Raw genomic sequence first — 23,008 nt, forward strand, 5'->3', positions numbered from 1 at the left:
GGTTAAATGACGCCCTGCGCCTTGAGCTGCGCCAGCGTTGCCTCGTCGATAGCCAGCAATTCCCGCAGCACGCTGGCCGTATGCTCGCCCAGCGCTGGCGGCACCAGCGCAGGTTCTGTTTGCATGGCGCTCATTTTCACCGGCTGCGGAACAATCGAGATGTTGCCTGCCGTCGGGTGCGTCACCTGCTTAACGAGTTCACGTTCTTTCGCATAGTCGCTGGTCAGGATCTGGTCGAGACGCAGCACGGCAGAGGCCGGGACGCCTGCGTGGTCCAGAATGGCCTGAGCATCGTTAACCGTTTTATCCGCCAGCCAGCGCTCAATTTCTTCCCGCAGGGGCCGCTGGTTCGCCAGGCGCAGTGGATCGGTGAGGTACAGCGGATCGCTTGCCAGTTCGGGCTTATTCATCGCCGAGCAAAGCTGGCGGAAGAGCTTATCGTTGGCGACCGCAATCACGATGTGGCCATCCTGCGCCGGATAGCTGTCCATCGGAGCGCTGATGGGGTGCGCGTTGCCCAGCCGCCCGGCGGAAGGCTGTCCGCCGATCCATTGAGTCAGGGAAACCATTTGCATCGTCACCATCGTGTCGAGCATCGAGACATCAAGATGCTGCCCTTTGCCGCTGATCCCGCGCTGCAACAGCGCCGCGAGCACCGCCCAACTGCCGTACAGCCCGGCCACAACGTCCCCGATAGCATCGCCGACGCGGGTTGGCTCCCCTTCCGCCCAGCCGGTGACCTGCATAATGCCGCCGTAGGCCTGCACGATATGGTCGTAAGCAGCTTTGTGCGCCATCGCCCCATTTTGCCCAAACCCGGAAATACTGGCATAAACCAGCCGTGGGTTGATTTCCTGCAACGTCGCATAATCAATGCCGAGGCGTTTAGTTACGCCCGGACGGAAGTTCTCCACCAGCACGTCGGCCTGCGCCACCAGTTGCTTCAGAATGGCTAACCCCTCAGGTGCCTTTAAATCCAGGGTAACGCTTTTCTTGCCGTGGTTAAGCTGCATGAAATAGCTGCTTTCCCCGCCGATGTGCGGGGTGAAGCTGCGGGAATCATCCCCGCTGCCCGGCATCTCAATTTTGATGACTTCCGCCCCGAGATCGTTCAGTAGCGAGGCGCACCACGGGCCGGCCAGCACGCGGGATAAATCAAGCACTCTGACGCCTTTCAGCGGCTGTAAAGCTTCACTCATGTTCGGATTCCTCAACCAGGGCGAGCAGCCGTTGGCTCAGCTCACCGTCAGCAATCAAACCGCGCACGGAATGCATATCCGGGTAAAGCGCTGTGTCTGTCTCACGGAACGGCACGCGGGCGCGCACCATGCTCAGCGTTAACTCTGCGCCAACCGAGGCGCGAAGCGGGCGGTGAAACTCCAGCGCCTGACTGGCACACAGCAGCTCGATGGCAACAATATCCACCGCATTGCTCACCGCCTGCATGGCTTTGCGTGCCGAAGAAACGCCCATGCTGATATGGTCTTCCTGCCCGGCACAGGTGGTGACGGTATGCACACTCGACGGCGCGGCCAGGCTGCGGTTATCCCCCGCCAGCGCGGCGGCCACATAAGGCGGGATCATCATCCCGGAATTCGCGCCGCTTCTGCCGACCAGGAACGCAGGCAGACCACTAAGATGCACGTTGGTTATACGATCCGATCGCGCCTGGGACGCCGTGCTGACCTGGGCAATGGCGACGGCCAGAGAATCCAGCGCCAGCGCCAGCGGCGCACCGTGCCCATTGCCGCCGGGCAGGATCGCCAGTGCGTCATTTTCGATAAGGAATACCGGGTTATCGGTCACCGAATTGAGTTCAATAGTCACAATCTGGCGGCAATGGGCGAGCTGGTCGCGCACCGCGCCGTGGATTTGCGGAATGCAGCGCAGGCTGAGCGCATCCTGCACCCGATGGTCGCGGTAGCGGGCAAAGATCTCGCTGCCGCTCAACAGACGACGAAGAATCGCGGCGGTTTTTTGCTGCCCGTCGTGTGGGCGGAGCGCATGCAGACGGGCGTCATAGCCACGGGTATTGCCCTTCAGCGCCTCAAGGCACATACCACCGGCCATATCAGCCACCGGCAGTAGTCGCTCAAAATCATGCACGGCAAGGCACGCCAGGCCGGTGATTTCATAGGTGCCGCTGATCAGCGCATGGCCTTCGCGCGGGCCTGGCACTCGGGGGGCAATCCCCGCTTTTGCCAAGGCTTCGGAGGACGGCAGAAGCTCTCCCTGATACCAGCACTGCCCCTCGCCAAACAGAGACAGCCCGATATGCGCCGTCGCAATTAAATAGCCGACCGAGCCGCTGGCCGGTGACCACGGCGTAACCTGCCGATTAAGCATTTCGGCCATGCGTTTCGCCAGCTCGGCGCTAACGCCGCTATACCCCTGCAGCAGCGACTTCAGCATGACCGCCATCATGGCGCGCACTTCACGCACGGACAAATCTGGCCCCATCCCGCAGGCGTGGCTGCGCAGCATATTGAGCTGCACGCTGGCTATCTGGTCGACAGAAAGGCGCTCCGTGACCAGGTCTCCTACCCCGGTGGTCAGGCCGTAGATCACCTGCCCTTCATCTATTGCTCGTCGAATATACCCGCTGACGTGGTCCATATTCGCCAGGGCTTCAGGGGCCAGTTCGACCGGCGCCCCGTCGGCAATGTGCACCAGTTCGTTAATGGTGGTTTGCGCCCTACCTAAAGTGACGGTTTCATGAGAACGAGCGGTGGAGCCAGTTTGTCTTGTCATCGTGCGCCCTTACTTGCTCAGACCATGTTTAACCAGCCACTGATGCGCCACGTCATCAATGCTGGCAAATTCAGCAAGCTGCCCGTTCATGGCAATCAGATCAGCGGTGGTTAGCTGAGCCGAGACTTTATTCAGCGTGCCTTCAATCGTCGGATTCAGCGTGGTGGTGGCCACAATCGGGACGATGTTTTGCGCCGCAAACAGGTTTTTCGGATCGGCCAGCGCCACCAGATGGTCTTTCTGGATTTCCGGCGTGGTGGAGGTTAAATCCGCCGCCTGAATTTGATTATTCTTCAGTGCGGTCAGCGTCAGCGGGCCCGCGACGTCCAGCACTTTGAAGCTCTTGAAGTTCAGGCCATACACTTCTTTCAGGCCAGGCACGCCTTCGTGACGCGTTTTCCATTCAGCCGGGCCGCCCAGAATAAGTTCTGCCGCGTGAGGCTTCAGATCTTCAATGGTTTTGAGGTTGTACTTATCCGCCGTTTTTTTGGTGACGGCGATAACGTCGCTGTTTTGCGCCACGGAGGTATTCAGCATTTTCACTTTGGCCGGCAGCTTCGCCGCCAGCGCGGTCGCCACTTCGTCAGAGCTGTGCGCTTTATTATTGGCATCCAGGTAGCTCAGCAGCGCGCCGCTGTACTCCGGGATAACGTTAATCGAGCCGTCCAGCAGGGCCGGAATATAAACTTCGCGGCTGCCGATGTTGAGCTTCTTCTCCACCGGGATGTTTTGCGCTTCCAGCGCACCGGCGTAAATCGTCGCCAGCAGCTGGTTTTCAGGGAAATCAGCCGAGCCAATAATCACCTTCTGCCCCGCATCTGCCGCCCACGCGGAGGAAACAACGGACAGCATCGCGGCACTCAACAGCGTCAAACAACGTTTCTTCATATTCATCGCTTTCACCTTGTGTAATTAACGGGCTCAACATCACTGGGGTTTGATACGTCGGGAAATACCGTGGGACACCACGTACTTCACCGAAAGGGAAAAGAACACATCCACGAGCAGCGCCAGAATGGCAACCAGCACCGCGCCAGCTGTCATCTGGGCAAAATCGTTCGCTGCGCGACCATCGATAATCAACCGCCCCAGGCCTCCAAGAGAGACGTAAGCCGCAATGGTGGCGGTCGAGATAATCTGCAGCGTGGCGCTGCGAATGCCGGACAGAATCAACGGCGTGGCGCAAGGCAACTCCACCTGAGTCAGCACCTGGAACGGCGTCAGGCCAATACCTTTGGCGGCGTCGTGCACGCTTGGGTCAACGGAGCGAATCCCCGCATGAACGCCCAGCGCTATCGGCGGCAGGGCTAATACCACCAGCACGATAATGCACGGCAAAATAAAGGCCATGTCGGACTCGAAGTAGCCCGCCATCAGAATAACCAACAGGATAATCAGGCCAAACGACGGCAGAGAACGAAGCGCGTTGGTGGTGCCAATCAGCAGCGCCTCTCCTTTGCCGGTATGGCCGGTGTAGCAGCCCACCGGAAACGCGATGGCTATCGCTATCGCCAGCGCCACCGCGCTGTAGCCGATATGCTGCGCCAGCAGCGGGAGAATACCGTCATCGCCATACCAGTGGCTGAGCGTAAAGAACCAGTCAGACATACTTTATCCCCTTGTTGGCTGCCAGCGGCTTAATGAGCGGGTGACGGCCACGACCACGCAGTCGAGCACGAAAGCCAGCACGATACACAGCACGATGCCGGCAATAATTGGCGTCAGAAACTGCAGCTGAAACCCCTGAGTAAACAGCGACCCGAGCTGCGGAGCGCCGATCAGTGCAGCGACTGAAACAATGCTGACGTTAGAGACCACGGCAACCCGCATCCCCGAGCCAATCACCGGTACCGCCAGCGGCAAATCAACCTGGAAAAACTGGTGCACCGGCTTGTAGCCGAGGGCAAAAGCGGACTGCCGGGTGTCGGTGGGCACTGAATCCAGGCCGTCGCACACGGTTCTGACCAGCAGCGCAAAGCTATAAATCGTCAGCGCCACCACCACGTTGATCGGGTCAAGGATTTGTGTGCCGAGCAGCGGGGGCAGCAGCACAAACAGCGCCAGGGACGGGATGGTATAGAGCAGCCCGAACAGGTTAAGAATGACGCCCTTTACGCGCGGCATGCTGCTCACCAGCCAGCCAGCCGGAATCGCCAGCAGCAGGCCAATCAGGATCGGCGTCACCGAAAGGTAGAGATGCCACAGCAGCAAATGGAAAATTTTGTCGCTCTGCGCCCACAGCCAGTCAAATCTCATACCGCCTCCCGCGCCATCGACTTGCAGGCATCCAGGACGTGATCCAGCCCCAGCGTCCCCAGCACTTCTGCACGCTCACCAATCACCACCGCCCGGTGGCACGGCGAGCTGAGCGCGGAGTCAAGCATCTGGCGCAGCGTGCCGGTTTGCGGGAAGAAGGTTGCGCCCAGATTAATGTGCTCCGGCACCACGGCCTCAACCTGCTGGTGCGTATCAAACCAGCCGCAGGCTTTGCCTTCGCGGGTCACCAGCAGCCAGCGCTGCACCGCAATGTTGCGCGCCATATCAATAGGCGTGCCTACTTCAGCGGTCGGCTCCGTCTGCATTGAAGCCAGCGGGCCGGAATTGTAGAAACTCAGCTTGCGATAGCCGCGGTCGCGGCCAATAAAGTCGGCAACAAAATCACTCTGCGGGGCGTTAAGCAGTTCACCCGGGGAAGCCATCTGCCCCAGCTTACCGCCAGGCTTCAAAACCGCGACCAGATCGCCCAGCTTCATGGCTTCATCGATGTCGTGAGTCACCATAATGATGGTTTTGCTTACTTCCTTTTGAATGCGGAGAAACTCTTCCTGCAGTTGGTCACGCACCACCGGATCCACAGCGCTAAAAGGCTCATCCATCAGCATGAACTCCGGGTCAGCGGCCAGCGCTCGGGCAACCCCGACACGCTGCTGCTGGCCACCGGAAAGCTGCCACGGATAGCGTTTCGCCAGCTGCGGGGCCAGGCCGACAACTTCCAGCAGTTCCCCTGCTCTCGCGCGGGCTTTGGTCTTAGGCATGCCGTTGAGGATCGCGGTGGTGGCAATGTTGTCGATGATGTTTCGGTGCGGGAACAGACCTGCATTCTGAATAACGTAGCCAATGCGGCGGCGCAGCTGCACCACGTCCATGGCGGAGGTAGATTCGCCGTTAAGCAGGATTTCGCCGGAGGACGGCTCAATCAGCCGATTAATCATGCGCAGTGACGTTGTTTTCCCACAACCGGAAGGGCCTACCAGTACGGTGATCTTGCCGCCGGGTGCGGTGAGATTCAGTCCATCCACCACGACCGTGCCGTCGTCATAAAACTTGGTCACATTGTTGAAAGTAATCATCGCTACGCCTCATGGTCATCTGGCTGCCGAAGAAATGAACGGCTGCGTAAAAAAGCTATGTATAGCATTGTATGTACAATCTGCAAAGCCTGTGCCATAACAAATACGCAACATCGAAAACAATGATATTTATTGTTTAAAAACAAATAAATAATGAATTTATTAAATTTTAAGTGTGATCAACTCGTGATTTTTATCAGGATTAAACGGTGCCTTTCTGGCGATTTGCCAGCTATCTGAACTGCTCTTTTTGCCCCAAAAAGGATCAATCTCTTTGTAAAGAGCGCCAAAATGGTGCGAAAGAGGTCGAAAAAGAAACGATATATGATGTAACTACTTACCAGAACTTATTTAAGTTATTGATTTAAAACGATAATAAAATGTTTTTCGTGCCTGGCATCAAATGTGCTAATCATGTATATACAAGCAAACGAAAAGATGACATGGTATTTTTCGTGAGCACTTTCCCCGTTATCTTAAAACAAGGTGAACCCCATGAAGAGTGAGTTTTCTCGTTATCGTGATGTTGAAATCAGGGCGCCACGCGGCACGAAGCTGAATGCAAAAAGCTGGCTGACGGAAGCCCCGCTGCGCATGCTGATGAATAACCTCGATCCGGACGTGGCTGAAAACCCGAAAGAACTGGTGGTTTACGGCGGCATTGGCCGGGCGGCGAGAAACTGGGAGTGCTACGACAAAATGGTCGAAGCACTTAAAGCCCTGAATGAAGATGAAACCCTGCTGGTGCAGTCCGGCAAGCCGGTTGGCGTCTTTAAAACTCACGCCAACGCCCCTCGCGTGCTGATTGCCAACTCTAACCTGGTGCCACATTGGGCAAACTGGGAACACTTTAACGAACTGGATGCTAAAGGTCTGGCGATGTACGGCCAGATGACCGCCGGGTCGTGGATCTACATCGGCAGCCAGGGCATTGTGCAGGGCACCTATGAAACCTTCGTGGAAGCAGGTCGCCAGCACTACAACGGCTCACTAGCCGGGCGTTGGGTGCTCACTGCGGGCCTCGGCGGCATGGGCGGCGCGCAGCCGCTGGCCGCTACGCTTGCTGGTGCCTGTTCACTGAACATTGAATGCCAGCAGTCGCGCATCGACTTCCGTCTGCGCACCGGGTATGTCGACGAGCAGGCCAAAGATCTGGACGACGCCCTCGCCCGCCTCAAACGCTACACCGGCGAAGGGAAAGCCGTCTCTATCGCCCTGCACGGTAATGCGGCAGAAGTTCTGCCTGAGCTGGTGAAACGTGGCGTGCGCCCGGACATGGTCACCGATCAGACCAGTGCCCACGACCCGCTTAACGGCTACCTGCCCGTTGGCTGGAGCTGGGAAGAGTACCGCGAGCGCGCAGCCGTTGAGCCCGCAGTGGTTACTCAGGCGGCGAAAGCCTCCATGGCAGAACACGTGAAAGCGATGCTAGCCTTCCAGCAGCAGGGCATTCCTACCTTTGATTACGGCAACAACATCCGCCAGATGGCCAAAGAAATGGGCGTCAGCAACGCCTTTGATTTTCCGGGCTTTGTGCCGGCTTATATTCGCCCGCTGTTCTGCCGTGGGATCGGGCCTTTCCGCTGGGCTGCGCTCTCAGGCAACCCGGAAGATATTTACCGTACCGATGCCAAAGTCAAAGAGCTGATCCCGGACGACAAGCACCTGCACCGCTGGCTGGACATGGCCAAGGAGCGCATTAGCTTCCAGGGCCTGCCGGCGCGTATCTGCTGGGTCGGCCTCGGTCAGCGCGCAAAACTGGGCCTGGCGTTTAACGAAATGGTCAGAAGCGGCGAGCTGTCCGCCCCTATCGTCATTGGCCGCGATCACCTTGATTCCGGTTCGGTGGCAAGCCCGAATCGCGAAACCGAATCGATGCAGGATGGCTCCGATGCCGTCTCCGACTGGCCGCTGCTGAATGCCCTACTGAACACGGCCAGCGGCGCGACCTGGGTTTCCCTGCACCACGGCGGCGGCGTCGGCATGGGCTTCTCACAGCACTCCGGCATGGTTATCGTCTGCGACGGTACCGACGAAGCGGCGGAGCGAATTGCTCGCGTGCTGAACAATGACCCGGCCACCGGCGTGATGCGCCATGCGGATGCGGGCTATGATATTGCTATTGAGTGCGCCAAAGAGCACGGCCTGAACCTGCCGATGCTGGCGAAGTAGTTCCCCTGGGGCGCGGCTTTCGTCGTGCCCCGTCCTGATGAGAGAGATCTTATGCGGATTTTATGGCGTAACTGCCACATCACCACCATGGTCAGCGGCAAGTACAATATTATCGAAGACGCGGCGATGCTGACCGAAGGCGACAAAATTATCTGGGTTGGCCCCGACAGTCAGCGCCCAAACCAGCCCCACGACGAAGAACGCGATCTGCAGGGCAAACTTGTCACCCCGGGCCTTATCGACTGCCACACCCACAGCGTGTTCGGCGGCAACCGCAGTCAGGAATATGAAATGCGCCTGAACGGTGCAACCTACGCGGATATTGCCGCTGCGGGCGGCGGGATAGCCAGTACGGTTAAGGCCACGCGTCAGGCGAGCGAAGCCGAACTGCTGGCAAGCGCCAGTCGCCGTATCAACGCGCTGCGTAAAGACGGCGTGACCACCCTGGAAGTGAAATCAGGCTACGGTCTCAGCTTTGACGACGAGCGCAAAATGCTGCGTGTTGTCCGCCAGCTGGCGCAAAGTCTGCCGCTGACGATTTACAGTACCTGCCTGGCCGCGCACGCCCTGCCCCCGGAATACAAAGACCGCAGCGACGACTTTATCACTGACGTTTGTGAACGCTGGTTACCAGAGTTGCACCGTGAAGGGCTCGTTGATGCCGTTGATGCCTTCTGTGAACACCTTGCCTTTTCCGTGCCGCAGGTTGAGCGTGTCTTTGTGAAAGCCCATGAGCTGGGCCTGCCGGTTAAGCTTCATGCCGAACAGCTTTCGCTCTTGCATGGCGCAGGGCTTGCTGCCCGCCACAATGCGCTTTCTGCCGATCACCTGGAATATCTCTGCGAAGACGATATTACGCTGATGGCAAAACACGGCACGACCGCCGTGCTGCTGCCCGGCGCGTTTTACTTCCTGCGCGAAACGCAGAAGCCGCCGGTGGCGCTACTGCGTAAACATCACGTGCCGATGGCCATTTCCAGCGACCTGAACCCAGGCACCTCCCCGGTGCAGTCCCTGCGTCTGATGATGAACATGGCCTGCACGCTGTTTGGCCTGACGCCGGAAGAAGCGCTTGCTGGCGTGACGCTAAATGCGGCGCGCGCGCTCGGGATTAGCGAGAAAACGGGCACCCTGGAAGCAGGTAAAGAAGCCAGCTTTGTCGCCTGGGAAATAGACCACCCCGCCGAGCTGAGCTACTGGCTGGGCGGCACGCTCTCCAAACAGGTTATCTATCAAGGTAAAGAGGTGTGGAATGATTAAGGGCTTTGAGCTTCATCAGGGCAAGCTGCCGCTGCTGATCAGCATGCCGCATCCGGGTACACAGTTAACGCCGGAAGTGGCTAACGGGCTGACGGCGCGGGCCAAAAAACTGGAAGATACCGACTGGCATATTCCCAGACTTTATCAGCCAATACGTGACATGGGTGCCAGCATACTCAGCGCCAACTACTCGCGCTACGTGGTGGATTTGAACCGTCCGTCGGACGATAAGCCGCTGTACACCACGGCTACCACCGGGCTTTACCCGGACATTTTTTTCGACGGCGAACCACTGTTCGAGGCGGGAAAATCCCCCGATGCACAGGCCAGAGCCGACATCCTGACCAACATCTGGCAACCCTATCACCAGGCGCTTGCCCAGGAACTGGCAAGGCTGAAAGAAATCTTTGGCTATGCCCTGCTGTGGGACGCGCATTCTATTAAATCCGTGGTACCTCGCCTGTTCGAAGGTCGCCTGTCGGATCTTAATTTCGGCACCGCGGACGGCACCAGCTGCGATCCGGCTCTCAGCGCTGAACTGTTGAAAACCAGCGAGCATTTTAACGGCTACAGCAAAGTGCTGAACGGCCGCTTTAAGGGAGGCCATATCACGCGCCATTACGGTGCGCCGCAGCAAAATATCCATGCCGTGCAGCTGGAAGTGGCCCAGTGTTGCTATATGGATGAAGAGAGTTTTGCCTGGTCTGAGGAAAAAGGAGCCCAGTTCCAGCAGGTGATCGCCCGCCTGATTGAAACCGCCCTGGCATGGGGGCAGCGGCAGTACGGCTAACTCTCTTGACTTAATTTGTTAAAAGCGTACTTTTCAGGACATGAAAACGATTCTGGTTATTGTCCCTGACGGCGGCATGCTGTTTGAAGCCGCCGGTATCGCCGATATTCTGATGCAGGCTAATCGCCTGCATGCGGAAGCCTTGACCGAGCCCCGCTACCGCATCAGTATCGCCACCACTCAACCTCATCACGTCGTGCACGGCATGTCCGGCCTGAACCTGCTGGCAGACCACCGGCTGGCCGACCTCGATCCCAATGAGCCTCGTGACACCATCATGATCACCGGCAAAGGCCAAAGCGAGCCCGAAGGCAGCGCGGTGGTCGACTGGCTATGCCGCGCCGCGCCAAATACTCAGCGTATTGCCTCCGTGTGCGGCGGTGCGATGTTGCTGGCTCGCGCCGGGCTGCTGGATGGCCGCCGGGCAACGACCCACTGGCGAATGCTGGAAGAGATGCAGGCCAGGTGGCCGCAAATCAACGTGGAAGGCGGCCCTTTGTATATTCAGGACGGCCCGGTGTGGACCTCCGGCGGCGTGAGTTCTGGCTTTGATCTTACGCTGGCGTTGGTTGAGGCGGATTACGGCTTCACCCTCGCGAGGGATGTGGCTCAGGATCTGGTGATGTACCTGCACCGCCCTGGCGGCCAGTTGCAGTTTAGCCGCTATCATCTGCGCCAGGCGGCCAACACCGGGCCGATAAGCCAGCTCCAGGACTGGCTGTTGGATAACCTGGCGGATGATTTGTCGGTAGAAAAACTGGCGGAACGGGTCGCCATGAGTCCACGTAATTTTACCCGCGTCTTTACAAGGGAAACAGGCGTTACGCCCGCCCGTTATGTGGAAGAAGCCCGGCTAGCCGCCGCCCGCCACCATCTTGAGCAGTCAAACGATACCCTGGAGCGGGTCGCCTGCGCCTCGGGCTTTGGCACCGCCATTAACCTGCGCCGCGTCTTTGAGCGCCAGCTTCACCTCACGCCGGGGGAATACCGCGAACGTTTCCATTGCCGGAAGTTGGCATGAATTGATCCTTTTTTGTCATTTACGCCATTTCACTCTGCGCCTACTCTGATGCCAGACATTCAAGAGAAGGAGTGAATCATGGTTAAGGTCGGGATTAATGGTTTTGGCAGAATCGGACGTAACGTGCTGCGCGCTGCCCTGGGTAACCCCAATATTGAGATCGTGGCCATCAACGATCTGACGGACAGCAAAACCCTTGCACACCTGTTAAAGCACGACTCGCTGATGGGCAAACTACCTGCGCCAGTGGAAGCCTCCGAAGGGCTGCTCCACGTTGACGGCAAGCCGGTTCGCGTTTTCAGTGAAAGAGATCCGGCGCAGATCCCATGGCGTGACGTCGGCGTAGATATCGTTATCGAGGCCACCGGCTTTTTCACCAGCCGCGAAAAAGCTGAAGTTCACATCACCCACGGCGGCGCAAAACGCGTCATCATTTCTGCCCCTGGGAAAGACGACGATCTGACTATCGTACTGGGTGTGAACCACGACAGTTACGATCCGCAGAAACACTTTGTGGTCAGCAACGGCAGCTGTACTACCAACGGCCTGGCCCCTGCCGCGCAGGTACTGCATCAGGCATTCGGCATTGAACACGGCCTGATGAATACCACTCACGCCTACACCAACAGCCAGGCGCTGCACGACCAGCCGGAAAAAGATTTGCGCGGCGCACGGGCGGCAGCGCTGTCGATTGTGCCGTATTCCAGCGGCGCGGCTAAAGCCCTCGGCAAGGTTATCCCTGAACTTGACGGGCGCCTGACAGGCTACTCTCTGCGCGTGCCGGTACCGGTAGTGTCTATCGTTGATTTAACCGTGACGCTCAAACGCGATGTCACGGCGGAAGAAGTGAACGCGGCGTTCCGCAAAGCCGCTGAAGCTGGCCCGTTGAAAGACATTCTGGGCTACAGCGATGAGCCGCTGGTCTCCAGCGATTATCAGGGCGACCCGCGCTCTTCTATTATTGACGGGCTTTCAACCCTGGTGATTGGCGGTAACCTGGTGAAAATCCTGGCCTGGTATGACAACGAATGGGGCTTCTCTAACCGCCTGGTTGACCTTGCCCTGCTGATGGATAAACGTGGGCTGTAACGGCCGCTGAAATGCAAAAGCCAGCCTTGCGGCTGGCTTTTTTATTACCGCCCCTGCAGTAACAGAGGCTGGCAGAGGCGTTTACTTACAGCGCCATATCGTGCTGGGTAGCGGCTTCCGCTTTCGCTTCGGCTGGTTTTGCTACCGGCGTTGCACTCTGGTCGTTCATCTGAATAACCGGCGGTTTGGTCAGCTGCAGCGTGGCTGCTGTGTCATCCCACACTTTCTGCGTCAGCGCCGCGTTGCCGTTCATCTCCTGGCCGTAGCTTGGCACAACGGCGCGGATCTTACTCTGCCACTCAGGCGAGTTGAACTGCTGCGGGAACATCTGCTTCAACACGTTCAGCGTGATAGGCGCCGCGGTAGATGCGCCTGGGGATGCCCCCAGCAGAGCAGAAATGGTTTTCTGCTGGTCAACAACCACTTCGGTACCGAGTTTCAGGACACCGCCTTTGTTCTCATCTTTTTTGATGATCTGCACGCGCTGACCGGCCTGAATCAGTTTCCAGTCTTCTTTACGCGCCTGCGGGTAGTACTCTTTCAGCGCTTCAAAGCGATCTTCATCACTCAGCATCACCTGACCAATCAGGTATTTCACCAGGTCAAAGTTATCCAGACCTACGTCGGTCATCGGCATAAAGTTGCTGGTGGTGGTCGTGCTCAGCAGATCAAAGAAAGAGCCGTTTTTCAGGAATTTGGTAGAGAAGGTCGCGAACGGCCCGAACAGCACCACGCGCTTGCCGTCGATAAAGCGGGCATCAATGTGCGGTACGGACATTGGTGGTGCACCCACGGAGGCCTGACCATACACTTTTTCAAGATGCTGGCTGGTTACCGCCGGGTTTTCGGTCATCAGGAAGGAGCCACCCACCGGGAAACCGGCGTAATTTTTCGATTCCGGAATACCGGTTTCCTGCAGCAGTTTCAGTGCGCCGCCGCCAGCCCCGATAAAGACATATTTCGCGTCGATGGCGTGCTCTTTGCCGCTGGTCACGTCTTTGATGGTGACGTGCCAGGAATTATCGCCGTTGCGTTTGAAGTCGGTGACTTCAGAAGAGGTTTGCAGGGAGAAATTCGGGCTTTTTTTCAGGCTGCCGATCAGCTGACGGGTAATTTCACCGTAGTTAACGTCGGTCCCAACTGGCGTCCAGGTCGCCGCCACTTTTTGATTCGGGTCGCGCCCTTCCATGACCAGCGGAGCCCACTGTTTAATTTGCTCGTGGTTAGTGGAGAATTTCATCCCCTGGAACAGCGTGGTTTTCTGCAGCGCGTCATAGCGCTTGGTCAGATACTCAACGTTTTTATCACCCCAGACAAAACTCATGTGCGGCGTGGAATTAATAAACGAATGTGGGTCGTTCAAAATACCGCGCTGAATTTGTGCGGACCAGAACTGACGGGAAATCATAAACTGTTCGTTAATTTCCAGCGCTTTGCTGACGTCAATAGAACCGTCCGGGCGCTCCGGTGTATAGTTCAGTTCCATATTTGCCGAGTGCCCGGTACCGGCGTTATTCCAGCCGTTAGAGGACTCAAGCGCCACGCCATCAAGTTTCTCAACCATGACCTGTTTCCAGTCCGGCTGCAGCTCCTGGAGCCACGTCCCGAGAGAGGCGCTCATAATACCGCCGCCAATCAGCAGGAAGTCGGTTTTTTGCGTGGAATCCGCGTTAGCGTAGCTAGCAGAGCTTACGAATAACGCCAGTGTTGTCAGAGAAATAATTGTCTTTTTCATTGCAGGCATAATAATTCTATTGCATCGCAGGTGAATGAAGTAAATCTATGTTAACCCACTTTCACGATATTTTAAAATCTCATTCACATCCTGATTAATCCATACAATTAATGCCAATGATTTTTTTAATTAAAAAAACCAAATAAAATCAAATATCATTAAAATAATATACCCGGAGAATACATCCTGTATTCCGGGTATTATTAGCGGTAATCCGCTTAGTTATCGGGATGTTATTGGCAAAAAAAATCCACGCACATGCATGGATTTTATCCTTATTCCGTTCCTGTAAAAGGCGATAAATTCGTCGTTAACGGTTTGTGCCATTCTGCCCTATCGCCTTAATAAAGACGGCAAGTTGGGTACGAATAAATGCATCCGTGGCAGAATCAATTAAACGCCCGTTCTCTAATTTCTGGTTCGCAAAGCTGACTGCCAGCTCCGGCAGCGGCACCATATTGCACAGCATTGAGGCCAGCGTTTCCCGCAGCTGGTATTGCGCCCTGACGCCGCCAAGCGCGCCGGTCGACTGCGAAACGAAAAAGACATATTTTCCCAGCATACAGCTGGCTCTGACTGGCCGTGACAGCCAGTCGAGCGCATTCTTGAGTACGCCGGGCATACCGTGATTGTATTCCGGTACCGTAATAATCACCGCATCAGCCTCAGCCACCAGCCGGCGGGCGCTTACCACTGGCTCAGGCAATTCCCCCTTTTCCAGATCCTGGCAATAATGTTCCAGGACACCAATATCAAGCACACTAAAATGACTCTGTTCGGGCAGCATTTCGCTGATGCTGTTGAGCAATGCACGGGAAGCCGAATCGACCCGCAAGCTACCGGCGATCCCCACGAAGCGTAATGTTTTCATCTTGTTCTCCTCTAATTTTCTCGATGCCGGTATTATCAGAAAAAGAATGTGATAATTCTTTCGCTAATCCGCCAAAACCCTTCGCAGGAGTGCCAACATGCCAGACGCCCTTTCCGTGGCTATCGCTGCTTCCGACATGGCGCATCGTCGCGGTGACGACGTGACGTTTCACCGCCATATGCATGGCCAGTTAAGCGTCACCCTGGAAGGGACTCTTCGCCTGCAAACCGAAACGGGTTGGTGGCTGGCAACGCCCGGTAACGGCGTTTGGGTGCCGCCGGGCCTTTTACACCGGGCGTTTTATACCGAGCGTTCGCGGCTGATCAATCTACGATTCAGGCAAGGATTCGAGCGGCTATTGCCGGGCAACAGCTCGCTTATCGTCGCTTCAAACCTGCTGATGGAGCTGGCGAAAGAAGCCTTAGCGATTCAACACAACAGCGATTCGAACGAACAACTCGAACTGATTGCACAGCTGCTGCACTTCCAGCTGCAAAAACAGGTGTTGAAAACAGACCTGTTTGTGCCTGAGGGTAAAGATAAACGGCTGAGGCTAGTCACCAGTCTGCTGCGGGAAGATCCGGCCTGTAGCAAAACGCTAATTCAGCTGGCCGCCGTTGCCTTCATCAGCCCCAGAACATTAGGCCGCCTTTTCGAAAGCGAAATCGGGATGAGTTTTACTCGCTGGCGGGAAAGAATGAGGATAATCAGTTCAGTGGAAAAATTGGTTAACGGCGAGCCGATAACTCAGGTGGCCTATGATATGGGCTATCAAAGCGCCAGCAGCTTTACCACTGCCTTTACCCGAATTATCGGCCTGCCGCCGGGGCGTTATCTTAAAGAGACCTTCACCCCGGACAAAAGCTGACGGCGGGTGACTGCGGCAACCGCCAGCACCAGCATCATCACGATTTCAGCCGCCAGGAAGCCGATCATCGCCACGGAGTAATCCCCGCTTTGGTGCTGCAGGTGCAGGAACAATGCTCCGAGGACTGCAGGGCCAAGACCCAGCGCAGACTGCTGCAGGGTACTCAATATTGCGCTTGCTGCTCCGGCATCGTTCAGGTCGATATCGCGCATCCCAATGCGGTAGAAGCTGTTCACAATCAGCGCCTGGCCGTAGCCCACCACCAGCGTCGCCGGGGCAATAGCCAGCGGACCTGCGTGGGTGCCAAAGTGCCAGAGCGTAAATATCAGCCCCAGCAGACCCACCACCTGGATAGCAATCCCGCTTAGCAGAATAGTACTCAGCGAATGGCGCACGATAAGCCTCGGGGCAAACCACGCGGAGACAAAATACGAAATGCCCATGGCAATAAAGCTGTTCCCGGACTGCCACGGCGCCATTCCCATCCCCGACTGCAGCGTCAGCGCCATGCAGAACATAAAGCCCGACCAACAGGTAAAGAACAGCAGCGCGATCAGCAGGCCAAACCTTATGCTGCCCAGCTTAAGCAGCCTTGGCGGCAGCAGCGGATGTAGCCCACGCTGCTGCTGGTTAAGCGCCCCCACGCGCATCAGATAACCGAGCGGCAGCGTTGCCACCAGCATCAGTTGCATCGGCCACGGCCAGTGCAGCTCGGGCCCAAGCGCCATAGGAAACAGCAGGCAACACAGCACCAGCGCGAGGGTAACGGTACCCTGCCAGTCAATGCGCGAGTGACTTTCGCTCCGCGTTTCAGGAATATAGAACCGGCTCAGGACCAGCACCAACAGGCAGATAGGCACGTTGATAAAGAACGCGTTTCGCCAGCCCAGGCCAGCAATATCCGCCGACACCAGCCAGCCGCCGCCCATCTGGCCGATAATGAAAGCGATCCCGCCAATGCCGCCATACAGGCTGATAGCCCGGGCGTGAGCGGTGCCTTTGAGCGTCACGTGCAGTGTGGCAAGGATCTGCGGCACGATCAGCGCAGCGCCAACGCCCTGGAGGGTACGTGCCGCCAGCAGCTCGGTGACCGAGCCGGAGATCCCGCACAGGAAAGAAGCAATACCGAACAGCGCCACGCCCCACAGCAACGTTCTGCGGCGGCCGTGGTTATCGCCAAGCTTGCTGCCCACCGCCAGGCTGACGGCAAAGGCGACGCCGTAAAGTGCCACAATAAGTTCAAGCTGGGTTGGCGTGGTGCCAAGGGACTCCGTGATCGAGTCCAGCGCCACGTTGGTGATAGACGTGTCGATTAACGGCAGCATCTGGCCCGTCAACAGCAGCACCAGGCCAGCACGACCGGGTGAAACAGGCGAATTATTCATCAGGGACTCCATTGCATAGTTCAGGATACCGACGTAGGATCCCTGAACATTTAACCGGGTACCAGTTCTTACTTATACTGGTACTGATACTACCATTCTGGAGTATTTGTGATGCTCATCACTCAGCCTGAGCTGCGTCATGGCCCGCTGGACGACAGCCGTAAAATGCTGGCGCTGTTTTTGCGCACCCGGCGCGAAAGTCTGGACCCGCAGCGGTTGGGTTTACCGCGCAGCGGGCGTCGCCGCACGCCCGGCCTTCGCCGTGAAGAAGTGGCGCTGCTGGCTGACATCGGCGTGACCTGGTATACCTGGCTTGAGCAGGGACGGGAAGTGAATCCTTCGGCCACTGCTATGACGGCGATCGCCAGCGCGCTGCAGTGCTCCCCGGCGGAAACCCGACACTTGTTTATTCTGGCTGGCCTGCCCCCGTCCGAAGCTCCCGCCGCCGCGCAGTGCGAAGGACTCAGCCCCGCCGCCCGCCGGATGCTGGACGCCCTGATGCCTAACCCCGCCAGCATCCAGAAGCCGAATTTCGACATCCTCGGCTATAACTCGCATTTTTGCCAGTTGATGGGAGTTGATCTCGACAATGAACCGCCGGAGCATCGCAACTGCATTTATCAGTATCTGACCAATGAGACCTGGCGAAGCCGGGTAGACTGTAACGAAGATGTGCTGCCCAAGTTTGTGGGCTGGTTCCGCGCCGGGATCACCGAACATCGCGGCGACCCGCGATGGGAAACACTGCTGGAATCGTTTTTCGCCGCCTCCCCCGCGTTTAAAACGCTCTGGGAGCAGCGCTATGAGATCCGCAATATCGAAAACCATATAAAACAGTACACGCACCCGCAGATCGGCACCTTCGGTATGCAGCAGGTCAACTGGTACTCTGCGCCGCGAGACGGTTCAAGGCTGCTGGTTTACCTCCCGGTTGATGAACTGGGTGAACGAGCTTTGCGACTTTTTTCTCAAGCGAGCGGAGCCTGAATTTCTGCAAACGCATCGGGCAACCTGCAGACGGCCCGATGTTTTTTATTGTTTTAAGAATAACCTCAGGGAAACCATAAAAGACCATTCGCATTGACGGCAGAATAAAAATAAGACTTCGCTGAAAACATTGAATTTATCAAACAAATTCAAAAAATTAACGCTATCTTCATGCTTTTCATTCCACTTAGATGCCCCCTTGATCATTTTTAAACCAACCCAATTTTCTGCTCTACCAACCTGGCATCAAACCTTCATGTACGTAATAGGTTATTCCACTGTTATAACACCATTGAATTGTTAACCGGGCTATGTAAAATCACGCTACTATGCTGAAACCACGCGAATTCCTTGCGCCGGCGAGATACCCAAGCCGCCACGCCGTTTTGCGTGGGCGTACCTCACGTCGTGGATAATTTTCCTGTGCGGCGCTCCTTGCTCCCGCGGCGGTTGGGTTTTAACCTTTTTCTCAGGGAACGTCTCAATGAAATTGCGAAGCCTGTTAGTCCTCCTTGTTGTCACTACGGTTGTCGGCTGTAAAGCGCCGCCGCCGAAGATGACCGACGACACCATTGTGACCAGCACGGTAAACGGCGTCACCCTGACTCACCGCTATATCGTTGAAGTACCGAAAGAATTTACACCTGTTGACGCCGAGTATCGGGCGCTTTATCCGGGCTCTATTATGAGCAAACCCGATTTTGGTGGCAAAGTACTGGCACAGCTTGAAAGCGGCCAAAGCTACACTGTGTTAGGCGAGGTAGAAAATCACTGGTTTGCTATCGCCGAGCAGGATAAACAAGAGCTGCTGGGCTATGTGCCGCTCAGGGCGCTGGTAAAAAGTGAGCTGTATAACCAGACGCTGAAAAAAGACCGCCCTCGCCCTCGCCGTGCGGCCAAAAAATCCACCTGCGTTGCGGTAGATAATAAAAGCAAAGCCTGCCAGAACGCCGATAACGGAACGTGGATCATTAATTAAACTTCCCCTCCGGGGGTTTTCTAACCAAAGATTTTGGTATGAGAGTAGCAACGACTCACCCGGCAACCTGTACGGGCGTTAACGTTGCCCTCTCTTTACACACAGGCTAACAAGGATCTTTATGAAACTCTGGCTTTCGGGTATGGCGTTGCTGCTGGCATCCACTACCGTCTGGGCAGGGAACTACCGCATTGTTCAGTCGCCGTCCCAAAAGCTGGACGTGTGGATAGACAACATCAAAAGCAATGCCCCTCAAAGCTGGTGCGGAAGCGATCTGCCGGTTCGTATTGTGGCAAACGGGGATAAAAACCCCCTTATTCTGAAAACGTTCATGCCTCGCCTCGGCGCACTTCTGGAAAACCAGTGCAGCGAGATTGATCGCGTTAACTGGCAATTGGAAGATCCCGAGGGCGCATCCCTTGCCCGCGGTTCCGCCACCAAGGCCAGCGACTGGGAAGTCACTATTGAATCCCCACTCTCTTCGGTCGCTAACCGCAACGAACGTCCGGAAGATCTTTCCACGCCTCTCGACCGCACGCCGTGGCTGGAGTTTACCCTGCAGGATGGTTGCCACTTGCGCACATTCTGGCAGGGCGACGCCGCCAGCAGTTCCCTGTTTATTCCGGGTAAAGAGAATGGCAAATGTGAAAAAGGTGGCTGGCTGAACGGCACCAGCGAAGTGGTTCAGCGCGGCACTGGCGGCGAAAAGCGCATTATGATGACGTTTGTCCACGGTTTCCCGGTCAGCGGATTGAATCCCTCAGCGGATGCCGACAGTCTGCTTATCACCAGCGTGAACAATGAGCGCATGGTGGTTAGCAATGAACAGGCACCACAAAGCTGGCTAATTTTGCCCTACCATCCTGAGATCAACGGCTGGAAAGCCAGCGGCACCGTTGCCGTAGAGGTATCTCGCGACATGGCGCTGGATGAACAACGCCTCCAGACGCGGCTCAACGAGGTGCGCAAGCTCTGGTCCGCCTGGCTGACGCCAGGTACGTCCATCACGCTGCTGCTGGTTGAATCCCTGCACCCGCAGCTGCGCGACCCGGCCGCCGGCGCCTGGCGCGCCCAAAAATAAACAGGCCGCAAATTGCATGATTACGCGCAGAGAACATTATGCTAGATAACGATTTTATCCCAAAAGTCCCGAACGCTCTGCCGCCTGGCTACCGCTTCGATGAGTTTGAAATTCAGGAAGCCATCGACGCCAGCATGACCAGTATTCTTTATCGGGCGTGGGATCACCAGCTAGAACGCCTGGTGGCTATCCGTGAATACATGCCTAAAGCTTACGTGATGCGCAATGACATGATGGAGCTGGTGCTGCACAGCGAACGCGATCACCTGGTCTATACCACCGGCCTGAACAGCTTTATGCAAGAAGCGCGTCAGTTGGCGCACTTTAACCATCCCAATCTGCCTCAGGTGCTGCGCATCTGGAGCGATAACAATACGGCTTACGTCGTCACCCTGTTTTATAGCGGTATTACGCTCGATGAACTGCAAAAGCAGCAGCCGTCGCTGATTGATGAAGCGTGGCTCCGCCGGATGCTGCCAATGCTTTGCGGCGCGCTGGCAACGCTGCATGCGGCCGAGCATCTGCACCGCAACCTGTCGCTGAAAAGCATTCAAATTCAGGATAATGGGCTGCCTATCCTGCTCAACACTGGTGCGCCACGCCGGGGGCAAGGCTCACTGGATGAAGGTAACACCCTGCTCCATCCCGGTTTTGCCCCGCTGGAGCAGTACACTGGAGACCTGGCCAGCCAGCTAGGGCCATGGACCGATATCTACGCCGTCGGTGCCGTGCTGTATACGCTTATTACCGGCAGTGCACCGCCTGCCAGCGTCGCTCGCAGTATTCAGGACAGCTGCGTCAGGCTCGCGGAAAGCCAACCCGAAGGCTATTCCCTCAATTTACTGCAGGCGGTTGATAAAGCGCTGTCGCTGAAGCCGGAAGATCGCCCTCAGTCCATTGACGCTTTTGCGGCCCTGCTGAATATCCAGCCAGACGACGTACGTGAACTGGTGAGCAGTAAAAAAACGGGTACCGCGCTGGTGCCGGTAGAAGATCCCGACAGCACCGTGGCTCTTCCGCGTTGGAAACGCTATCAAGCAGCCCTGCAAATCGGCGCAGCTGCCGTCGCGGGCCTGATTGTCGGTGCACTACTTTTTGGCCGGGGAAGCCCTGCTGTAAGTTCGCCGGAACCTGCCCCTGCGTCACTGGCGGTGAATCAAAGCCCGGCACAGGTCAGTGCGGCCCCTGCAGCCGCCGCGGCTGAAAGTACGCTTGCCAGAGTCTATATCCGAATGAACGACGGTGAGCAGCTTTCGGTGAACGGTAAAGTGCAAAAGCTGACGCCCGCTGCCAACGGTTTTGCATCACTTCAGCTCCCGGCCGGCAAATACTTGTTGGCGCTGAGCGGAGGCGAAATACCCCGCAAGCAAACCATTGTGGTAGCGAATTCCGGTACCTGGCTGGTGAACCCACAGGGGTGATTACAGAGGCAAAACATCAGGGTATAGTGCTGGCTGAAATATTTTGACATCAACAAAGGAAGCGATGATGACATCTGCCGTAGCCAGCTATACCAACCGGGCCATACAAAAATTACAGAAACTGGGCATCATGCCCGCGCCAGAAGCCGAAACACCGGTGCTGGTGCTGCTGGACGCGATTGCGGACCTGGATACCGATCGCGTTACCGCCATCGGCAGAACGTTGCAGCAGCAAAGCGCATTTAATGCCGTCGTGCGCGACAATATTTCAAGCATGGATGTTGCCAACCGCCAGACAAAAATCGTCGCCGCTTTCGACTCTATCCGCCAGGATGCAACCCAAATGGTGGGCTGGCTTGACGACGGAAAACTTGACCTGATGGAGCGCATTAAATCCGGCTGGATGACCCTCCGTCGTGGCTCTATTCCGGATCGATTCAACGCTATCAAAAAGACCTGGCTCGAGGTGGCGAAAGCCTCCGATGACCAAATCTCCCGCGAGAAAGTTATTCTCGACGCCTATCAGGATTTCCGTTTTGGCCTGAAAGAAGCTCATGTGGATGCCATGGCGCTTATGACCATGACAGAGCAACGTGTAGAACAATGCCGTCAGACGCTGCTGAGCGCTCAGACCGCCGCTGACAGTAACGATACCGCTGACGGTGCAGAACGCTCACGCCGCGAATTGGTCCGGGATGAAGCCCTCCGCGCGATGCAAAAAGAAGATGAGCGCTATCAAATCGTCAAGGACCTTACCGACAACCTGCTTATCGCCTACAACGCGGCGGAAGCGGTATTTGCCCGACTGCAGCAAACTAACGCCATTAAAGAGCGCGTTTACCGCCAGGGCGTGACCTTTTTTGCCACGAACGAAATCGTCTTTACCGCGCTTTCCGCTTCAATGACCTCGCTGCAAGGCCTGGACGAAAGTACCAAAACGCTGGAAGCAATGAAGGCTGGCATCAACGACGGGCTTAACACTATTGCCTCCAACGGCACCAAACAGCTGGAAGCTGGACTTCGGGCTGGTTACGGATCAACCATCAAAGCAGAATCAGTGCGTTCTCTGGTGAACGCCATCGTCAGTTTCCAGGAATCCAGCTACAAAATGATTGAGGAACTGCGCGGCGAAGCCACGAAAAATGCTGAAGAGCTGGCGGCGGTGGTGGAAGACGGGAAGCGCCGCTTCACCAGCATTGTCAATAAAGCAGAACTGACGCGCTGATCCCGGCGTTTCAACGCCCCTAT

The 23,008-nt window shown here is 56.5% G+C and carries 20 protein-coding genes; 11 read left to right on the top strand and 9 right to left on the bottom strand.

Annotated features, from left to right (window positions below; genetic code table 11):
- Positions 1–2: 2 nt before the first annotated feature.
- The 6 genes from LH23_RS18465 to LH23_RS18490 are packed head-to-tail and all read right to left on the bottom strand — an operon-like array spanning position 3 to position 6,101.
- Entirely contained in the window at positions 3–1,199 is a 1,197-nt protein-coding gene (locus LH23_RS18465; RefSeq protein ID WP_039294330.1) for a CaiB/BaiF CoA transferase family protein, read from the bottom strand.
- Positions 1,192–2,751: an HAL/PAL/TAL family ammonia-lyase gene (locus LH23_RS18470; protein ID WP_039294333.1), complete on the bottom strand. Its 1,560-nt coding sequence runs from the start codon at positions 2,749–2,751 to the stop codon at positions 1,192–1,194. The genes LH23_RS18465 and LH23_RS18470 overlap by 8 nt, the downstream gene beginning before the upstream one ends.
- A 9-nt stretch (positions 2,752–2,760) precedes the next feature.
- Positions 2,761–3,645 (bottom strand): ABC transporter substrate-binding protein, encoded by an 885-nt coding sequence (locus LH23_RS18475; protein WP_039294335.1) that lies wholly within the window; start codon positions 3,643–3,645, stop codon positions 2,761–2,763.
- A gap of 33 nt (positions 3,646–3,678) precedes the next feature.
- Positions 3,679–4,359, bottom strand: coding sequence for an ABC transporter permease (locus LH23_RS18480; protein ID WP_039294337.1), 681 nt, complete (start codon positions 4,357–4,359; stop codon positions 3,679–3,681).
- Positions 4,360–4,362: 3 nt separating this feature from the next.
- Positions 4,363–5,007, bottom strand: coding sequence for an ABC transporter permease (locus LH23_RS18485; protein WP_008454132.1), 645 nt, complete (start codon positions 5,005–5,007; stop codon positions 4,363–4,365).
- Complete coding sequence (locus tag LH23_RS18490) at positions 5,004–6,101, bottom strand: ABC transporter ATP-binding protein (RefSeq protein ID WP_039294340.1); 1,098 nt, start codon at positions 6,099–6,101, stop codon at positions 5,004–5,006. The genes LH23_RS18485 and LH23_RS18490 overlap by 4 nt, the downstream gene beginning before the upstream one ends.
- 495 nt (positions 6,102–6,596) lie before the next feature.
- Here LH23_RS18490 and hutU point away from each other — a divergent pair, with 495 nt between their 5' ends.
- From hutU to gap, 5 genes are all read left to right on the top strand, one after another.
- Positions 6,597–8,273 (top strand): urocanate hydratase, encoded by a 1,677-nt coding sequence (hutU, locus tag LH23_RS18495; protein WP_039294350.1) that lies wholly within the window; start codon positions 6,597–6,599, stop codon positions 8,271–8,273.
- 51 nt (positions 8,274–8,324) lie between these two features.
- Complete coding sequence (hutI, locus tag LH23_RS18500) at positions 8,325–9,533, top strand: imidazolonepropionase (RefSeq protein ID WP_039294353.1); 1,209 nt, start codon at positions 8,325–8,327, stop codon at positions 9,531–9,533.
- Positions 9,526–10,323: an N-formylglutamate deformylase gene (hutG, locus tag LH23_RS18505; protein ID WP_039294355.1), complete on the top strand. Its 798-nt coding sequence runs from the start codon at positions 9,526–9,528 to the stop codon at positions 10,321–10,323. The genes hutI and hutG overlap by 8 nt, the downstream gene beginning before the upstream one ends.
- Positions 10,324–10,363: 40 nt before the next feature.
- Positions 10,364–11,344 (top strand): GlxA family transcriptional regulator, encoded by a 981-nt coding sequence (locus tag LH23_RS18510; RefSeq protein ID WP_039294358.1) that lies wholly within the window; start codon positions 10,364–10,366, stop codon positions 11,342–11,344.
- 78 nt (positions 11,345–11,422) lie between these two features.
- Positions 11,423–12,433: a type I glyceraldehyde-3-phosphate dehydrogenase gene (gap, locus tag LH23_RS18515; protein WP_039294361.1), complete on the top strand. Its 1,011-nt coding sequence runs from the start codon at positions 11,423–11,425 to the stop codon at positions 12,431–12,433.
- An 85-nt stretch (positions 12,434–12,518) separates the two neighbouring features.
- Here the strand turns inward: gap and mqo are convergent, their stop codons facing one another.
- Both mqo and LH23_RS18525 read right to left on the bottom strand, forming a co-directional pair.
- Positions 12,519–14,177: a malate dehydrogenase (quinone) gene (gene mqo, locus LH23_RS18520; protein WP_156108061.1), complete on the bottom strand. Its 1,659-nt coding sequence runs from the start codon at positions 14,175–14,177 to the stop codon at positions 12,519–12,521.
- A 301-nt stretch (positions 14,178–14,478) separates the two neighbouring features.
- On the bottom strand, positions 14,479–15,039 hold the full coding sequence (locus tag LH23_RS18525) for an NADPH-dependent FMN reductase (RefSeq protein ID WP_039294367.1): 561 nt from the start codon (positions 15,037–15,039) through the stop codon (positions 14,479–14,481).
- A gap of 97 nt (positions 15,040–15,136) precedes the next feature.
- Between LH23_RS18525 and LH23_RS18530 the strand changes: the two genes are divergently transcribed.
- Complete coding sequence (locus tag LH23_RS18530; RefSeq protein ID WP_052050342.1) at positions 15,137–15,907, top strand: helix-turn-helix domain-containing protein; 771 nt, start codon at positions 15,137–15,139, stop codon at positions 15,905–15,907.
- Here LH23_RS18530 and LH23_RS18535 read toward each other — a convergent pair.
- Positions 15,871–17,292, bottom strand: a complete 1,422-nt coding sequence (locus LH23_RS18535; RefSeq protein WP_039294370.1) for an MFS transporter — start codon at positions 17,290–17,292, stop codon at positions 15,871–15,873. The genes LH23_RS18530 and LH23_RS18535 overlap by 37 nt on opposite strands.
- Positions 17,293–17,400: 108 nt before the next feature.
- Here LH23_RS18535 and LH23_RS18540 point away from each other — a divergent pair, with 108 nt between their 5' ends.
- The 5 genes from LH23_RS18540 (at position 17,401) to LH23_RS18560 (ending at position 22,985) form a co-directional block, all read left to right on the top strand.
- Positions 17,401–18,279, top strand: a complete 879-nt coding sequence (locus LH23_RS18540; RefSeq protein ID WP_409335196.1) for a helix-turn-helix transcriptional regulator — start codon at positions 17,401–17,403, stop codon at positions 18,277–18,279.
- A gap of 484 nt (positions 18,280–18,763) precedes the next feature.
- The gene (locus tag LH23_RS18545) at positions 18,764–19,258 is read left to right on the top strand and encodes an SH3 domain-containing protein (RefSeq protein WP_039294373.1); all 495 of its coding nucleotides are present in this window, start codon (positions 18,764–18,766) and stop codon (positions 19,256–19,258) included.
- A gap of 121 nt (positions 19,259–19,379) precedes the next feature.
- Complete coding sequence (locus tag LH23_RS18550) at positions 19,380–20,339, top strand: hypothetical protein (RefSeq protein ID WP_039294376.1); 960 nt, start codon at positions 19,380–19,382, stop codon at positions 20,337–20,339.
- Positions 20,340–20,377: 38 nt separating this feature from the next.
- On the top strand, positions 20,378–21,760 hold the full coding sequence (locus tag LH23_RS18555) for a serine/threonine protein kinase (protein WP_039294379.1): 1,383 nt from the start codon (positions 20,378–20,380) through the stop codon (positions 21,758–21,760).
- A gap of 64 nt (positions 21,761–21,824) precedes the next feature.
- Complete coding sequence (locus LH23_RS18560; protein ID WP_231560149.1) at positions 21,825–22,985, top strand: merozoite surface protein 3b; 1,161 nt, start codon at positions 21,825–21,827, stop codon at positions 22,983–22,985.
- Positions 22,986–23,008 lie beyond the last annotated feature (23 nt).

The organism is Cedecea neteri, from assembly GCF_000758305.1.
Lineage (GTDB): Bacteria > Pseudomonadota > Gammaproteobacteria > Enterobacterales > Enterobacteriaceae > Cedecea > Cedecea neteri_C.

Excerpts from the sequence above, each read along its gene's own strand:
- LH23_RS18465 (WP_039294330.1), bottom strand. The coding sequence starts at position 1,199 with ATGAGTGAAGCTTTACAGCCGCTGAAAGGCGTCAGAGTGCTTGATTTA.
- LH23_RS18470 (WP_039294333.1), bottom strand. The coding sequence starts at position 2,751 with ATGACAAGACAAACTGGCTCCACCGCTCGTTCTCATGAAACCGTCACT.
- LH23_RS18475 (WP_039294335.1), bottom strand. The coding sequence starts at position 3,645 with ATGAATATGAAGAAACGTTGTTTGACGCTGTTGAGTGCCGCGATGCTG.
- LH23_RS18480 (WP_039294337.1), bottom strand. The coding sequence starts at position 4,359 with ATGTCTGACTGGTTCTTTACGCTCAGCCACTGGTATGGCGATGACGGT.
- LH23_RS18485 (WP_008454132.1), bottom strand. The coding sequence starts at position 5,007 with ATGAGATTTGACTGGCTGTGGGCGCAGAGCGACAAAATTTTCCATTTG.
- LH23_RS18490 (WP_039294340.1), bottom strand. The coding sequence starts at position 6,101 with ATGATTACTTTCAACAATGTGACCAAGTTTTATGACGACGGCACGGTC.
- hutU (WP_039294350.1), top strand. The coding sequence starts at position 6,597 with ATGAAGAGTGAGTTTTCTCGTTATCGTGATGTTGAAATCAGGGCGCCA.
- hutI (WP_039294353.1), top strand. The coding sequence starts at position 8,325 with ATGCGGATTTTATGGCGTAACTGCCACATCACCACCATGGTCAGCGGC.
- hutG (WP_039294355.1), top strand. The coding sequence starts at position 9,526 with ATGATTAAGGGCTTTGAGCTTCATCAGGGCAAGCTGCCGCTGCTGATC.
- LH23_RS18510 (WP_039294358.1), top strand. The coding sequence starts at position 10,364 with ATGAAAACGATTCTGGTTATTGTCCCTGACGGCGGCATGCTGTTTGAA.
- gap (WP_039294361.1), top strand. The coding sequence starts at position 11,423 with ATGGTTAAGGTCGGGATTAATGGTTTTGGCAGAATCGGACGTAACGTG.
- mqo (WP_156108061.1), bottom strand. The coding sequence starts at position 14,177 with ATGCCTGCAATGAAAAAGACAATTATTTCTCTGACAACACTGGCGTTA.
- LH23_RS18525 (WP_039294367.1), bottom strand. The coding sequence starts at position 15,039 with ATGAAAACATTACGCTTCGTGGGGATCGCCGGTAGCTTGCGGGTCGAT.
- LH23_RS18530 (WP_052050342.1), top strand. The coding sequence starts at position 15,137 with ATGCCAGACGCCCTTTCCGTGGCTATCGCTGCTTCCGACATGGCGCAT.
- LH23_RS18535 (WP_039294370.1), bottom strand. The coding sequence starts at position 17,292 with ATGAATAATTCGCCTGTTTCACCCGGTCGTGCTGGCCTGGTGCTGCTG.
- LH23_RS18545 (WP_039294373.1), top strand. The coding sequence starts at position 18,764 with ATGAAATTGCGAAGCCTGTTAGTCCTCCTTGTTGTCACTACGGTTGTC.
- LH23_RS18550 (WP_039294376.1), top strand. The coding sequence starts at position 19,380 with ATGAAACTCTGGCTTTCGGGTATGGCGTTGCTGCTGGCATCCACTACC.
- LH23_RS18555 (WP_039294379.1), top strand. The coding sequence starts at position 20,378 with ATGCTAGATAACGATTTTATCCCAAAAGTCCCGAACGCTCTGCCGCCT.
- LH23_RS18560 (WP_231560149.1), top strand. The coding sequence starts at position 21,825 with ATGATGACATCTGCCGTAGCCAGCTATACCAACCGGGCCATACAAAAA.